The 13916-nt window shown below is 73.5% G+C and carries 14 protein-coding genes; 11 read left to right on the forward strand and 3 right to left on the reverse strand.

The genetic code is table 11. The features are described from left to right. The first annotated feature begins 2 nt into the window (after positions 1 to 2). The 3 genes from hisB to hisH all read left to right on the forward strand — a co-directional run bounded on the left by hisB (position 3) and on the right by hisH (position 1485). On the forward strand, positions 3 to 599 hold the full coding sequence (hisB, locus tag MY520_RS07745) for an imidazoleglycerol-phosphate dehydratase HisB (protein WP_436691507.1): 597 nt from the start codon (positions 3 to 5) through the stop codon (positions 597 to 599). A gap of 4 nt (positions 600 to 603) precedes the next feature. After that, positions 604 to 780 (forward strand): hypothetical protein, encoded by a 177-nt coding sequence (locus tag MY520_RS07750; RefSeq protein ID WP_436691508.1) that lies wholly within the window; start codon positions 604 to 606, stop codon positions 778 to 780. A gap of 66 nt (positions 781 to 846) precedes the next feature. Next, on the forward strand, positions 847 to 1485 hold the full coding sequence (hisH, locus tag MY520_RS07755) for an imidazole glycerol phosphate synthase subunit HisH (RefSeq protein WP_436691509.1): 639 nt from the start codon (positions 847 to 849) through the stop codon (positions 1483 to 1485). Positions 1486 to 1492: 7 nt separating this feature from the next. Here the strand turns inward: hisH and MY520_RS07760 are convergent, their stop codons facing one another. Together MY520_RS07760 and MY520_RS07765 are read right to left on the reverse strand one after the other, a co-directional pair. Next, positions 1493 to 2569, reverse strand: a complete 1077-nt coding sequence (locus MY520_RS07760; RefSeq protein WP_436691510.1) for a molybdopterin-dependent oxidoreductase — start codon at positions 2567 to 2569, stop codon at positions 1493 to 1495. A 38-nt stretch (positions 2570 to 2607) separates the two neighbouring features. Continuing rightward, positions 2608 to 3225: a nitroreductase family protein gene (locus MY520_RS07765; RefSeq protein ID WP_436691511.1), complete on the reverse strand. Its 618-nt coding sequence runs from the start codon at positions 3223 to 3225 to the stop codon at positions 2608 to 2610. Between the two features lie 124 nt (positions 3226 to 3349). Here MY520_RS07765 and MY520_RS07770 point away from each other — a divergent pair, with 124 nt between their 5' ends. From MY520_RS07770 to MY520_RS07780, 3 genes are all read left to right on the forward strand, one after another. Then, a complete protein-coding gene (locus tag MY520_RS07770; RefSeq protein WP_436691512.1) occupies positions 3350 to 4498 on the forward strand; it encodes an alpha-hydroxy acid oxidase in 1149 nt (382 codons plus the stop codon). Between the two features lie 181 nt (positions 4499 to 4679). Beyond that, positions 4680 to 5783 (forward strand): zinc-dependent alcohol dehydrogenase, encoded by a 1104-nt coding sequence (locus tag MY520_RS07775; protein ID WP_436691513.1) that lies wholly within the window; start codon positions 4680 to 4682, stop codon positions 5781 to 5783. 23 nt (positions 5784 to 5806) lie between these two features. Beyond that, the gene (locus tag MY520_RS07780; RefSeq protein ID WP_436691514.1) at positions 5807 to 6811 is read left to right on the forward strand and encodes an amidohydrolase family protein; all 1005 of its coding nucleotides are present in this window, start codon (positions 5807 to 5809) and stop codon (positions 6809 to 6811) included. A 40-nt stretch (positions 6812 to 6851) separates the two neighbouring features. Here MY520_RS07780 and MY520_RS07785 read toward each other — a convergent pair whose 3' ends face one another. Continuing rightward, positions 6852 to 7712 carry an IclR family transcriptional regulator gene (locus MY520_RS07785; protein WP_436691515.1) on the reverse strand — a complete coding sequence of 287 codons (861 nt, stop codon included), beginning with the start codon at positions 7710 to 7712 and terminating at the stop codon, positions 6852 to 6854. Between the two features lie 353 nt (positions 7713 to 8065). On the opposite strand from MY520_RS07785, the gene MY520_RS07790 reads away from it, so the two are divergent. Genes MY520_RS07790 through MY520_RS07810 form a run of 5 tightly spaced genes read left to right on the forward strand, consistent with a single transcriptional unit; the run spans position 8066 to position 13802 of the window. Then, positions 8066 to 9676 (forward strand): ABC transporter substrate-binding protein, encoded by a 1611-nt coding sequence (locus tag MY520_RS07790; RefSeq protein WP_436691516.1) that lies wholly within the window; start codon positions 8066 to 8068, stop codon positions 9674 to 9676. Further along, on the forward strand, positions 9673 to 10713 hold the full coding sequence (locus MY520_RS07795) for an ABC transporter permease (protein ID WP_436691517.1): 1041 nt from the start codon (positions 9673 to 9675) through the stop codon (positions 10711 to 10713). The genes MY520_RS07790 and MY520_RS07795 overlap by 4 nt, the downstream gene beginning before the upstream one ends. Continuing rightward, positions 10700 to 11593 (forward strand): ABC transporter permease, encoded by an 894-nt coding sequence (locus MY520_RS07800; RefSeq protein WP_436691518.1) that lies wholly within the window; start codon positions 10700 to 10702, stop codon positions 11591 to 11593. The genes MY520_RS07795 and MY520_RS07800 overlap by 14 nt, the downstream gene beginning before the upstream one ends. After that, positions 11590 to 12693 carry an ABC transporter ATP-binding protein gene (locus MY520_RS07805; RefSeq protein ID WP_436691519.1) on the forward strand — a complete coding sequence of 368 codons (1104 nt, stop codon included), beginning with the start codon at positions 11590 to 11592 and terminating at the stop codon, positions 12691 to 12693. Before MY520_RS07800 ends, MY520_RS07805 begins: the two co-directional genes overlap by 4 nt. Continuing rightward, complete coding sequence (locus tag MY520_RS07810; protein ID WP_436691520.1) at positions 12690 to 13802, forward strand: ABC transporter ATP-binding protein; 1113 nt, start codon at positions 12690 to 12692, stop codon at positions 13800 to 13802. The genes MY520_RS07805 and MY520_RS07810 overlap by 4 nt, the downstream gene beginning before the upstream one ends. Positions 13803 to 13916 lie beyond the last annotated feature (114 nt).

Consider the following 13916-nt stretch of genomic DNA (forward strand, 5'->3'; position numbering starts at 1 on the left):
GCATGGCGCGGACTGCACGGGTGGAGCGGGAGACCAGCGAGACGAAACTCGTCGTCGAACTGGACCTCGACGGCACCGGGAAGAGCTCGATCAGCACCGGGGTCGGGTTCTACGACCACATGCTCACCGCGCTGTCCAAGCACAGCGGCATCGACCTCACCGTGCGGGCCGACGGCGACCTGCACATCGACGCCCACCACACGGTGGAGGACGTCGCGATCGCCCTGGGGCAGGCGTTCGCCCAGGCGCTCGGGGACAAGAAGGGCATCACCCGCTACGGCGACGCCACGATCCCCATGGACGAGGTGCTGGCGCAGGCGGCGGTCGACCTGTCGGGCCGGCCGTACTTCGTGCACGCCGAGCCCGAGAACATGACGCCGATGATCGGGCCGGACTACCCGACCAGCCTGACCAAGCACGTGCTGGAGTCCTTCGCGTTCAACGCGCGGATCAGCCTCCACGTGCGCGTGCTCTACGCCGGCCGCGACGCCCACCACATCGTCGAGGGCCAGTTCAAGGCGCTGGCGCGGGCGCTGCGCACCGCCGTGGCGCTGGACCCGCGGGTCACCGACGTCCCCTCCACCAAGGGCGCGCTGTAGCCGCATGACGTTCGCCGTCCTGCTCCTCGTCCTCGGCGGGTTCCTGCTCGGCGGGGCGTGGAGCATCTGGAAGGCCGACTCCGACAGCCGCGGCCGCACCGGTCCGCAGGTGCTCTTCGCCGTCGTGCTGCTGGTGGCGGCGCTGCTGGCGACTGCGGCGGGCATCCTGCGGATGGTGTGACCGCGCTGTGACCGGCCTCCGGGAACACCGCAGGTCCAGCCGTAGCTGATCGATACCGTGGGAGCCATGAAGAAGGTCGCCGTCCTCGACTACGGGTCGGGCAACCTGCGCTCGGCCGAGCGGGCGCTGGCCCGCGTCGGCGCCGACGTCACCGTGACCTCCGACCCGCAGGTCGCCCTGGACGCCGACGGGCTCGTCGTCCCCGGCGTGGGCGCGTTCGCCGCCTGCATGACCGGCCTGCGCGCCGTGGACGGGCCGCGGGTGATCGACCGCCGGCTCGCCGGGGGCCGGCCGGTGCTCGGCGTCTGCGTCGGCATGCAGATCCTGTTCGAGCGCGGCGTCGAGCACGGCCAGGACGCCGAGGGCTGCGGCGAGTGGCCCGGCGTCGTCGAGCCGTTGCAGGCGCCGGTGCTGCCGCACATGGGCTGGAACACCGTGGAGGCGCCGGCCGGCAGCGTGCTGTTCGACGGGCTGGCCGACCAGCGGTTCTACTTCGTCCACTCCTACGGCGTGCGCGAGTTCCCGCTCGGTGCCGGCGGCGTCCCGTCCCCGCTGCCGAAGCCGCTGGTCACCTGGGCCGAGCACGGCGACCGGTTCGTCGCCGGCGTGGAGAACGGTCCGCTCTCGGCGACCCAGTTCCACCCGGAGAAGAGCGGCGACGCCGGCGCCCAGCTGCTCAGCAACTGGCTGCGCACGCTGCACTGACCCGCCGTCACTGCAGGGGGAACGGCGGCTGCACCCACCACGGCGCGTCGACCACCTCGACCCGGCGCACCCACTTCACCCACCAGAAGCCGCGCCGTCCCGGGGCGACGAGCCGCACGGGCGCCCCGTGGCCGGCCGACAGCCGGCGGCCGCCGGCGGACGTCGCCAGCACCAGGTGCCCCGCGTCGCGCAGCGGCAGCCGCCGGCGGTAGCCGGTCACCGACACGACGTCGACGCTGCCCTCGGGCGGCAGGTCCGGCAGGTGCTCGGCGAGCAACCGGTCCAGCCGGGTGCCCCGCCACTCCTGGACGGCGAACCAGCCCCCGGTGCAGTCCAGCGCCGCCCGCACCGCGTCCTCGTCGCCGAGGTCGGCCACCGGCACCGACACCCGCCGGTCACCGGCCACCAGGTCCAGGACGCGGTGCTCCGTGGCGGGGACGCCGTCGCCGATCCACTGGGTGACCGGCATCGCGGCGGGGTCGCCGGTGCCGCGCTCGAAGGACCCGGTGCTCCGGCGGCGCGCTCCCGGGACGCCGCCCAGTCCCAGTGCGGCCTCCGTGCCGGCCCAGACCGCCGCCGCCCCCAGGCCCAGCGCCGCGGCGCGCAGCAGTGACCGGCGGGAGAGGTCCGTGCGGCGCGGCCGCTGGCGGCTGCCCCACACGTGCACGACCAGCAGGGCACCAGTGCCCACCGCCGCGCCGACGTGCACCTGCAGCGCGGCGATCCCGCCCGACGCCGGCCACGGCCCGGGCAGCCCGACGGCGTGCAGCACGCCGCTGCCGACGGTCACCGTGACGAGGACGGCGAGGGCGAGCGCGACAACCGGGTCGCGGCGCCCGGCGGTGCGGTGCCGCGACCGCCGGACCACGACCGACTTCCACGGCACCAGCAGCAGGAGCCCCAGCCCGGCGGCGCCGTGCGCGGCCACCACGAGCGACGCGGCGGGCAGCGTCCCGACACCGAAGGACAGCACCCCCGTGCCGCCGGCGACGAGGAGCAGGCCGAGCAGGCCGAGGTTGGTCCGCCGCCCGGCCCGCCGGAGCGGCCCCGGCGTCGTCGGCACCGGTGTCGGCGGCCCGGCCACGGTGTCCAGTGTGCGCCGCGGCCGCGACCGGCCCCGGATCACCACCGGCCGCGGTGCACGACCTCGCCGACCCCGCGCCGGCCGCGCCGCAGCGAGGGGGAGCGCCGGTCCTCGCTCCCCGGGTAGCCGACCGAGACGCAGCCGACCGGCCGGTGGGTCTCCGGCACCCCGAACGCGGCGCGGAAGGACGCCACCCGCTCGGCCGGGACGCCGAAGAAGCAGGCGCCCAGCCCCTCGTCGACCGCGGTGAGCAGCATCAGCAGGGCCGCCATCCCGGCGTCGACGTCCCAGTAGGGGACCGGCCAGCGGGCCTCGTCGCGGTCGGTCCAGCCTTTGTCCGGCTCGGCGTAGCGGTCCAGGTAGGCCGCCTTCGACGACAGCGGCACCACCAGCAGCGGTGCCCGGCGCATCCGGGTCAGCCAGCCGTCCGGGGTGCCGTCGCCGGTGGTCGCCGTCCAGAAGCGCTCGCGCTCCTCCGGGGACTCCAGGACCAGGAACGCCCAGCCCTGGCTGAACCCGGCGGACGGCGCGCGGACGGCGTGCTCCAGCAGCCGCTCGCGCACCTCCGGGGGGACCGGCCGGTCGGGGTCGTAGTCCCGGACCATGCGCCGTCGGCGGACGACGTCGGCGAACTCCACGACCGGCGAGACTGCCACGCGGGTGGGCCGGAGTTCTGTGCCACCCGGCGGAAGGGCGCTCCCCGTCGCCGGACCGGCCGGTGGACCGTGGCCCGCGTCACGGGGCGCCGGCCGGCGCCCGTCCCGGCAGGGGGAGCAGCGCATGGCGACGAGGACGACCCCGCGGCGGCTGCGCGCCGCCGTGAACCTCGCCGACGTCCGCGAGCTGGCCCGGCGGCGGCTGCCCCGCCCGGTCTTCGACATGGTCGACGGCGGGGCGGACGACGAGCTGACCCTGGCCCGCAACGAGGCCGCCTTCCGCGAGCTGCTGCTCAGCCCCGCGTCGATGGCCGACGTCGCCACCGTCGACCCGGCGGTGGAGGTGCTCGGCCGCCGGGTGTCGATGCCGGTGCTGCTGGCGCCGACCGGCGGCGGCCGCGTCGCCCACCGCCGCGCCGAGCCGGCGGTCGCGGCGGCGGCCCGCGCGCACGGCACCGTCTACGTGCAGAGCACCGTGACCGGCTACCCGCTCGAGGAGGTGGCGCGGGCCGGTGGCGGACAGCTCTGGTACCAGCTCTACCTCCCGGAGAGCCGGGAACGGCTGCGGCCGATGGTCGAGCGGGTCGCCGCCGCCGGGTACCGGGCGCTGGTGCTCACCGTGGACACCCCGGTCTTCGGTGGCCGCGAGCGCGACCGGCGCAACGGCTTCTCGCTCCCCGTCCGGCCGCACCCGCGCATGCTCCTGCAGGGCGCCTCCCGCCCGGTCTGGGCGGTGGACTTCCTGCGCGGCAACCTGCCGACCCGGCGGGACGGCCGGCTCTCGGCCTGGGCGACGCAGCGGCAGATCCTGGCCGCCCCGCGCCCGGTGACGTGGGCCGACCTCGCCGTCGTCCGCGACCTCTGGGACGGGCCGCTGGTGGTCAAGGGCGTGCTGCGGCCGCAGGAGGTGCCCGGGCTGCTGGACGGCGGCGTCGACGGGCTGGTCGTCTCCAACCACGGCGGCCGCCAGCTCGACGGCGTGCCGGCCAGCATCGAGGCGCTGCCGGCGGTCGTGGCCGCGGTCGCCGGCCGGGCGGAGGTCTACCTCGACGGCGGCGTGCGGCGCGGCACCGACGTCCTCAAGGCCCTGGCCCTCGGCGCGCGGGCGGTGCTCATCGGCCGGCCCTACCTCTACGGGCTGGCGGCCGGCGGGCAGGCCGGGGTGGAGCGGGTGCTCGAGCTGCTGCGCGCGGAGTTCGTCCGCGCGCTGGCGCTCACCGGCTGCGCCACCCCCGCCGACGTCGACGCCGGCCTGCTGCACCCGGCCCGCTGACCGGCTCCCCGGAGCCCGATGCCCGCACGGCGGAAGTCCCGTGGTGACCGCCGTCCGGCCCGACCTACCGTGACCGGCGGCACACCGAGCTGTGCGGGGCCGGTGCACGGCTCCGCCGTCCGCGGGGACGCGCCCGACGCACGGTCGGCGTCCCGGCTCGGTCGGGAGAGATGAGGTCCACATGAGCGAGATGGTGCGCGCCGCGGTCCAGGTGGGGCCGCGCAAGATCGAGATCCAGGAGTTCCCCCGGCCGGAGGTCGGCCCGGACGACGGTCTCCTGCGCGTGGAGGCCAACGGCCTCTGCGGCAGCGACGTCGAGTTCTACAAGGGGCACCTGCGCCAGGACATGCCGGCGTTCGTGCCCGGGCACGAGCCGATGGGCATCGTCGAGGAGGTCGGTGAGAACGCCGCCAAGCGCTGGGGCGTGCAGCCCGGTGACCGGGTGGCGCTCGAGGTCGTCATCCCGTGCCGCAACTGCTTCGACTGCCTGACCGGCAACTACCAGGCCTGCCGCAACCGCGTCGGCGGCCACGGCGTCACCCCCGTCGACGTCGCGCCGGCGCTGTGGGGCGGCTTCGCCGAGCACATGTACCTCGCGCCGGGCGCCGTCGTGCACAAGATCGACAAGACGCTGCCGACCGAGGTCGCGGCCATGTACAACTCGATGGGCGCCGGCGTGCGCTGGGCGCTGCACTACGGCCAGGTCCGGCTCGGCGACACCGTCCTCGTGCTCGGCGCCGGCCAGCGCGGGATCGCCGCCGTCATCGCGGCCAAGTCGGCCGGGGCCGGCACCGTCGTCGTCACCGGCCTCGAGGCCGACGCGCACAAGCTGGCCCTGGCCCGCGAGTTCGGCGCCGACCACACCGTCGTCGTCGACGGCGACGACGCCGTGGACGTGGTGGAGCGGGTGCGGGAGCTGACCGACGGCCGCGGGGTCGACGTCACCCTCGAGCTCACCCCGATGGCCGCCGGCCCGGTCACCGACGCCCTGCTGGCCACCAAGCACGGCGGCCGGGTCGTCCTCGCCGGCATCAAGGGCGACCGGGAGATCCCCGTCCGCACCGACGTGATCATCAACCGGGCGCTCACCCTCCAGGGCGCCTACGGCGTGGACGCCAAGGCCATGGCCGAGGCGATCGCCCTGATCGAGTCCCGCCGCTTCCCGCTCGAGCGGATGCACACCCACACGTTCGGCCTGGAGGACACCGGGCACGCCATCGAGGTCCTCGCCGGCGAGGTCCCGGGCGAGAACGCCGTCCACGTCTCCGTCCACCCCAACAACTGACGCCCGACCGGAGGGCCCTCCGCATGCTCTGCGACACCCACGCCCACCTGCTGCCGTACGACTACCCGGCCGACGCGCCGGAGTGCTTCCCCCGCATGGAGCCGGTGGACGGCCAGACCGCCCGCACGCTGCTGTTCGGGTCGATGAGGTTCACGGCCAAGGACGTCTTCTTCGACGCCGAGCGCCGCATCGAGGCGATGGACGCCTCCGGGGTGGACGTCGAGGTGATCACCCCGATGCCGCCGCTGCTGCGCTATGACCTGCCCGCGTCCGACGGGCTGTCGCTGGCCCGCCACGTCAACGAGTTCAGCGCCACGCTCGTGCAGGCCGACCCGACCCGGATGATCGCCCTCGGCATGGTGCCGATGCAGGACCCGGACGCGGCGACCGACGAGCTGGCCGCGATCAAGGAGCAGGGGCTCAAGGGCGTCGAGATCGCGTCCAACATCCTCGGCTCCTCGATCGGTCACGAGAAGTTCCTGCCGTTCTTCTCCGAGGTCGAGCGGCTGGGCCTGTCGGTCTTCGTGCACGCCATGCCCTCGCCCACCGAGCGGCTGCCCATGTCGGCCATGGGCACCTACGTCGTGGGCATCGAGGGCGCCTTCGCCGCCGCCTCGATGGTCACCGGCGGCACCGCGGCCAAGTGCCCCGACCTGCGGATCTCGTTCAGCCACGCGGCCGGCGGCTTCCCGCTGATGATCCCGCGCCACCAGTACTTCTGGGGCGGCTCGTGGAACGAGGAGCCGAGGAACCCCGAGCGCGCCGTCATGCCCGACGACGGCCCCTCCCCGCTGGAGTACGCGCGGCGCTTCTTCTACGACTCGCTGGTCTTCGACCGGCGCGCGCTGACCTACCTCATCGAGCTGCTGGGGTCCGACCGGCTGCTGGTGGGCTCGGACTTCCCGGCGATGCCGCGCGAGGAGCCCGCCGGCCGGACGCTGCGGTCCATGGGCCTCGACGACGACGTCCTCGAGGACATCCTCTGGAACAACGCGTTCCGCTGGCTGGGCATGGAGCCCACCCGCTGAGCGCCTCCGGCGCCGGGGCCCGCAGGGGTCCCGGCGCCGGTCAGCCGTGCGTGTGCGCGCTGCGCCGGGTGGGCTGCGCCGAGGGCGCGCCGAGCGCGCGGGAGATGCCGCGTGCGGTCGCGTTCAGCACCGGCACCAGCGCCTGGGCCTGCACCGTGCCCTGCTCCACCGTCACGCCCAGGGCCGCCACCACCTCGTCGCCCGCGCCGCGCACCGGGACGGCCACGGCGAGCGCCGGCACGTCGGCGGTCAGCTGGTTCTCGGCGATCCCGACGCCGGTCCGGCGCACGTCCGCCAGCCGGCGCCGCAGCACCTGCGGATCGGTGATCGTCTCCGAGGTGAAGCGCTTCAGCGGCCCGCTGAGGACCTCCTCCTGGACCTCCGGCGCGGCGAAGGCCAGCAGGACCAGCCCGGTGCCGGTCACGTGCAGCGGCCACCGCCCGCCGATCCGGCTCATCAGCTTGACCGCGCCCCGGGCCCGCAGCGCCTCCACGTAGACGACGTCGGAGCCATCGCGCACTCCCAGGACGACATTGGCCCGCGTGGCCTGGTGCAGGTCGTCGAGGTAGGGCACGGCGACCTCGCGCAGCTGCAGGCCGTGGGGGGCCAGGGCGCCCAGCTCGAGCAGCCGCAGGCCGATGCCGTACCGCCCGTCGGGGCCCCGCTCCAGGGCCCCCCACGTGCGCAGCTCCCCGACGAGCCGGTGGGTGGTGGTCAGCGACAGCCCCGACCGGCGGCTGATCTCACTGAGGGTCAGGGCGGCGTGGGCCGGGCCGAACGCGTCCAGGACGGCGAGCACCCGGCCGGCCGCGGTGGCGCCGGCCGAGACGCGGCCGGCCACGCGCCGGTCGATCTCCCGGCCGGGTCGTTCGGCCGGGGGGAGCGCTCTCGTCGTCGTCACCCGCAGCCTCCCGCCCCTGCCCCGAGGGCAGCATCCAGCACCGGGGCACGGCGTGTCCCGGCCCACTGTCGGTCCGCCGGTCGAGGGTGTCAAACGGGGCCGCCCGGGGCACAGCCCGATCGGCAAGGCGGGGTTGCGTCCCGTCCCGGTGCGGACTGGCTGGTCCGCCGCGTGGGGCCCAAGTTGTCTTCCGCGAGGCGAAAGCGGCGGAGCCCCGGAGCGGCCCCCTCCCGGACTCTGGACCGGCCGCCAGTGACCCCCATCACTGAGCCATGCGACCGATCGAGCGAGTCCTCGACGTGCAGCTCCACCGTCCACCCCAGAGTCACCGAGGCCCCAAGGGGAGCACCTACATGAAGCAACGGACGATCCTGTCCCTTCTCACCGCCGCTGCGCTGGCGTTGTCAGCCTGCGGCGGTGGCGGCGATTCCGGAGGCACGGCCGCCGGCACCGCGGGACCGGCGGGCGAGCCGCAGCAGGGCGGCGAGCTGACCGTCCTGGAGGACGCCGCCTTCGCCGGCAGCTGGCCGGCCGGCATCGACCCGGCGACCAACACCACCGGTGGCTCCAACATCGCGATGATGCAGGCGGTCTTCGGTGGCCTCTTCCTGCTCAAGGCCGACGACGACGGCTCCAACGCCGAGGTCACGCCGAACCAGGCGGAGAGCTACGAGTTCTCCGAGGACGGGCTGACCTTCACCGTCAAGCTGCGTGAGGGCATCCAGTTCAGCGACGGCACGCCGCTCGACGCCGAGGCCGTCCGCTTCAACTGGGAGCGCGACCTCGCCAACCCCTGCACCTGCAAGCCGACCTGGCCGCTGGCCGAGGGCGGCATCCAGGTGATCGACCCGCTGACCATCCAGCTGTCCTTCACCCGGCCCTACCCCGCGGTGCTCGCGTCCTTCCCGTCGGCGAACGTCAACTGGATCGCCTCCCCGACCGCGCTCGAGGCGCAGGGCGAGGACGCCTTCAAGATCACCCCGGTCGGCGCCGGTCCGTTCACGGTCGTCGAGAACCAGCTCAGCTCGGTGCTCGAGCTCGAGCGGAACGAGAACTACTTCAAGGAGGGCCTGCCCTACCTGGACCGGCTGACCTTCCAGTCGATCGGTGGCGACCAGCCCGCCTACCAGGCGCTGCAGGCCGGCCAGGCGCAGGCCTACGAGGGCCTCAACACCACCCCGCTGCTCGAGCAGGCGCAGGCCAACCCGCAGCTGCAGGTGACGATCCAGCCGGCGACGTCTCCCTACGTCATCCAGCTGAACACGAAGATCGCGCCGTTCAACGACGCCCGCGCTCGTGAGGCCATCTACCGGGCCACCGACTTCGAGGCCATCAACGAGGGCATCTTCGGCGGCCAGTACGAGGTGAGCCAGGGCTTCACCGGCCCCGGTGGCCTCTTCTACGAGCCCGAGGTCGAGGGCTACCCGGAGTACGACCTCGACCGGGCCAAGGAGATCGTCGAGGAGCTCGGCGGCATGACGATCCGGCTCGGCACGATCAGCAACTACGTCGCCACCCAGATCAACACCGCCCTGCAGACGCAGTGGCAGGAGGCCGGCATCGACGTGGAGATCAACGACTACCAGCTCTCTGGCGTCATCCAGGAGTTCACCGGCGGTCAGTGGCAGGCCATGCTGCAGACCGCGGGCGCCTGGGACCCGGCGGCCGGTGTCGGCGTCGGCTTCCGGTTCAACTCCGGTGTCCCGTACAGCGGCGTGGCGGACCCGAAGCTCGACCAGCTGCTGAACGACGCGGCCTCGACCCTGGACGAGACGCAGCGGGCCGACCTCTACCGGCAGGCCGCCGAGCTCATCGCGCAGAACTTCTACGCGCCCTTCGGGCTGGCCTTCGCCCCGGCCAACCTCGCCGCCGTCGGCGTGCACGGCCCGGGCCTCACCACCAAGATCCCGCCGATCCTGGTCAACGCCGGGGTCATCTGGGACGAGGTCTGGCGGGAGCAGTGACCGCCACCGCAACAACCCCGCGGGTCCCGGCTGACAGCCGGGGCCCGCGGGCCTCCCGCCTCTCCCGGGTCACCGGGTCGCCGGTCCTCCGGCTGGTCGTCAAGCGCCTGCTGATGGCCATCCCGATCATGCTGGGCGTCACGATCCTGACGTTCTGGGTGCTCAGCCTGATCCCCGGCAACGCCGCCCAGCAGCTGCTGGGCCCCGAGGCCACGCCCGAGGACATCGCGCTCCTCGAGCAGCAGCTCGGCCTCGACAAGCCCGGGCTGGAGCGCTACCTGGAGTGGCTGCAGGGCGCCGTCACCGGTGACCTCGGCCAGTCCATCGTCAGCCGCCAGCCGGTGAGCGACATCCTCGCCCAGCGCCTCCCCGTGACCGCCGAGCTCGTGTTCCTCGCGTTCGTCGTCTCGCTGCTCCTGGCCATCCCGGTGGCCCTCCTCGCCGCCCACAAGCCGGGCGGGATCCTGGACCGGATCAGCATGGTCGTCAGCACGCTGGGCCTCTCGGTCGCCAACTACGTGCTGGCGCTGCTGCTGGTGCTGGTGTTCGCGGTGAACCTCGGCTGGCTGCCGGCCATCGGCTTCGTCCCGCTGGAGGACGGGCTGTGGCTCAACCTCAAGTCGATGATCCTGCCGTCCGCGGCGATCGGCCTGCCGCTGTTCTGCTTCTACACCCGGTTCCTCCGCGGCGACCTCGTGGACCAGATGCAGCAGGAGGAGTACGTCACCACCGCCCGCGCCAAGGGCGTCGGCTCCTGGTCGGTGCTGCTCAAGCACGCGTTCCGGAACTCGTCCTTCGGCCTGATCACCATCGTCGGGCTGAACCTGGGTGCCCTGATCGGCGGCACCGTGATCATCGAGCAGATCTTCGCGCTGCCGGGTATCGGTCAGATGCTGCTGCAGGCCATCAACACCCGTGACTTCGTCGTCGTGCAGGCGGCGGTCGTCATCTTCGCGCTCGTCGCGGTGCTGGCGAACCTGGTCGTCGACATCCTGTACGCCGTCCTGGACCCGAGGATCCGCTATGGCAGTCGTTGAGCCGGCCCCGTCGTTCTCCATCGGCCCCGAGATCGACGAGGCCGAGGCCAAGATCGGCGGCCGTGGTCGCCGCTGGGGCCACAACCTGGGCACCTGGATCCCGGCCGGCCTGATCGCCTTCGTGGTGATCGCCTGCTACCTGGGCCCCACGCTGCTGTCCCTGCCGAGCCCCGTCGGCGGCAACATCCTGGAGAGCAACCTGCCGGCGTTCTCCCCGGGGCACATCCTGGGCACCGACCCGAACGGCAACGACATCCTGTCGCGGCTGCTCCACGGCGGTCAGTCCTCGCTGTGGATCGCCGTGGCCGTGAACCTGCTCGGCCTGGCCATCGGCGGGACCCTCGGGGCGCTGTCGGGCTACGTCGCCGGGATGGTCGACACGCTGATCATGCGCATCCTCGACGTGCTGATCGCCTTCCCGTCCCTGGTGCTCACCCTCGCGGTGGCCCAGGCGCTGGGCCCGTCGATGACCAACACGATCCTGGCGCTGGCCTTCTTCAGCATCCCGGCGTTCGCCCGGGTGGCCCGCTCGGCGGTCCTCCGGCTGCGCGAGATGCCGTTCATGGCGGCCGCACAGCTGGCCGGGACGCCGGCGCGCCGGATGCTGTTCAAGCACCTGGCGCCCAACATCGCCCCGCAGCTGATCACCTTCGGCATGCTGGGCATGGGCATCGTGATCATCATCGAGGGCGCGCTGAGCTTCCTCGGTCTCGGGATCCCGGACCCTGCGCCCAGCTGGGGGAACATGGTCGCGACCGGTCAGCTCAGCCTCTCGGCCACGCCGATGCTCGTCGTCTGGCCGAGTCTGGCCCTGCTGATCACCGTGCTCGCCTTCAACCTCCTCGGCGAGAACCTGCGGGCACGTTGGAGTGGTCGATGAGCAAGCGAACGGCGACCTACGCCGCGGGGGAGGCCCAGGTGTCCGAAGGAGTCATCGACCCGGTGTCGATGGGCAAGCCGTCCCGGGTCACCCCGGCGCAGCCGGGCGAGCCGCTGCTGGTGGTGGAGGACCTCCGGGTCCAGTTCTCCCGCGGCGGCCGGAAGATCAACGCGGTCAACGGGCTCTCCTACGAGCTCGTCCCCGGCGCGATGATGGCGATCATCGGCGAGTCCGGGTCGGGCAAGAGCGTGAGCTCGCGCGCGCTCATGGGCCTGCTCCCGCCGACGGCGAAGATCACCGGCTCGGCGCGGTTCGAGGGCCGCGAGCTGATCGGCATGGCCGAGAAGGACATGCGGGCCCTGCGCGGCGGCGACATCGCCATGGTGTTCCAGGACCCGGCCCGGTCGCTCAACCCGACCATGAAGATCGGCACGCAGATCACCGAGGCGGTCCGGCTGCACAGCGACCTGGACAAGAAGGGCGCGCACGCCCGTGCGGTCGAGCTGCTCAAGCTGGTCCGGCTGCCCGCCGCCGAGCGGCGCTTCCACGAGTACCCGCACCAGCTGTCCGGCGGTATGCGCCAGCGCGTCATGATCGCCATCGCCCTCGCCGGCGAGCCGCGGCTGCTCATCGCCGACGAGGCCACCACGGCGCTCGACGTCACGACGCAGGCGCAGATCATGGAGCTGCTGGTCGAGCTCCAGCAGCGTCTCGGCATGGCGGTCATCATGATCAGCCACGACCTGGGGCTGGCGGCCAGCTACGCCCAGGACGTCGTCGTCATGTACGCGGGCCGCGCGGTCGAGCAGGCGCCGACGAAGACGCTGTTCGCCAACGTCCGCATGCCCTACACCCACGCCCTGCTGGGGGCCATCCCGGCCCTGGACCGGGAGCCGCACTCGCTGTTCGAGGTGACTCCCGGGCAGCCGCCGGACCTGTCCGCGCTGCCCAAGGGCTGCCCCTTCCGGCCCCGGTGCTCCAACGCGACCGACAAGTGCCTGGAGACCCCGCCCCTCACCGAGCACGAGCCCGAGCACCACTGGGCGTGCTGGCACCCCGTCGGGGCCGGTACCGCCACCGCGAACGGAGAGCAGCGATGACCGCCGTCGAGGAGCGCATGACGGGCGACCGGGCGGAGGCGCGCACGCCGCTGCTGAGCGCCCGCAACCTCGTCCAGGAGTTCCCCGTGCGCGCCGCGGGCGGCGTCAAGGGCGGCGTCGTCCACGCCGTGTCGGACGTGTCGTTCGACATCTACCCGGGGGAGACCCTCGGCGTGGTGGGCGAGACCGGCTCGGGCAAGTCGACCCTGGCCCGGTCGGTGATCCAGCTGCCCCGGCCGAAGTCCGGCGTCGTGGAGTTCCAGGGCAAGGACCTCATGACGCTGGGCCGCCGGGAGCTCAAGGAGTCCCGCCGGCAGATGCAGATGGTCTACCAGGACCCGTTCGGCTCGCTGAACCCGCGCTGGCGGGTGACCGAGCTGGTCGAGGAGCCCCTGGTCGGCCACGGCTGGGGCAACGCCGACTCCCGGAAGCGGCGGGTGGAGGAGCTGCTGGACCTCGTCGGGCTGGACCCGTCCCAGTACGCGAAGCGCCGTCCGTTCGAGCTCTCCGGTGGCCAGTGCCAGAGGGTGGCCATCGCCCGCGCCATCGCGCTGGAGCCGGCGCTGATCGTCGCCGACGAGGCGGTCTCCTCCCTCGACGTGCTGATCCAGGCGCAGGTCCTCAACCTGTTCGAGAAGCTGCGGCGGGAGATGAACCTCTCCTACCTGTTCATCGCCCACGACCTGGCGATGGTCAAGCAGGTCAGCGACCGGGTGGCGGTCATGTACCTCGGCCAGCTGGCCGAGATCGGCCCGTCCGAGGCCATGTACCGGCAGCCGCTGCACCCGTACACGTCGGCGCTGCTGGACTCCATCCCGCGGGTCGACCCGGTCACCGGGGCCGCCCACCGGCCGGTCGCGCTGCCGGGCGAGCCGCCGTCGCCGATCGACCCGCCCAGCGGGTGCCGGTTCCGCACCCGCTGCCCGCGGGCCCAGCAGAAGTGCGCGGACGAGGCGCCGAAGCTGGTCGAGCACCAGCCCGCGCACCAGGTGGCCTGCCACTTCCCGCTGGACCTCCCGATGCCGGAGGTCCCGAAGGCGACCGGTGGGGCCAGCCTGCCCGGGGAGTCCCCGACCGCGAAGCCACCGGCCGGGTCCACGGTCGTCTGAGATCCCACGTCGGCCCGCCGGTTCCGCCGCGCGGGAAGGACGTGGAGCCGGCTCGCGCGCGCGCCTAGCGTTCCTCCCAGGGACGGCGCCGCGCGGGCCGGCGTCCACGGAGCG

Source organism: Geodermatophilus sp. CPCC 205506, from assembly GCF_051383635.1.
Classification (GTDB): Bacteria; Actinomycetota; Actinomycetes; order Mycobacteriales; family Geodermatophilaceae; genus Geodermatophilus.

Bases quoted from the DNA above. Each gene is read 5' to 3' on its own strand.
- MY520_RS07750 (WP_436691508.1), top strand. From the start codon at position 604: ATGACGTTCGCCGTCCTGCTCCTCGTCCTCGGCGGGTTCCTGCTCGGC.
- MY520_RS07800 (WP_436691518.1), top strand. From the start codon at position 10,700: ATGGCAGTCGTTGAGCCGGCCCCGTCGTTCTCCATCGGCCCCGAGATC.
- MY520_RS07775 (WP_436691513.1), top strand. From the start codon at position 4,680: ATGAGCGAGATGGTGCGCGCCGCGGTCCAGGTGGGGCCGCGCAAGATC.
- MY520_RS07790 (WP_436691516.1), top strand. From the start codon at position 8,066: ATGAAGCAACGGACGATCCTGTCCCTTCTCACCGCCGCTGCGCTGGCG.
- MY520_RS07810 (WP_436691520.1), top strand. From the start codon at position 12,690: ATGACCGCCGTCGAGGAGCGCATGACGGGCGACCGGGCGGAGGCGCGC.
- hisH (WP_436691509.1), top strand. From the start codon at position 847: ATGAAGAAGGTCGCCGTCCTCGACTACGGGTCGGGCAACCTGCGCTCG.
- MY520_RS07780 (WP_436691514.1), top strand. From the start codon at position 5,807: ATGCTCTGCGACACCCACGCCCACCTGCTGCCGTACGACTACCCGGCC.
- hisB (WP_436691507.1), top strand. From the start codon at position 3: ATGGCGCGGACTGCACGGGTGGAGCGGGAGACCAGCGAGACGAAACTC.
- MY520_RS07770 (WP_436691512.1), top strand. From the start codon at position 3,350: ATGGCGACGAGGACGACCCCGCGGCGGCTGCGCGCCGCCGTGAACCTC.
- MY520_RS07805 (WP_436691519.1), top strand. From the start codon at position 11,590: ATGAGCAAGCGAACGGCGACCTACGCCGCGGGGGAGGCCCAGGTGTCC.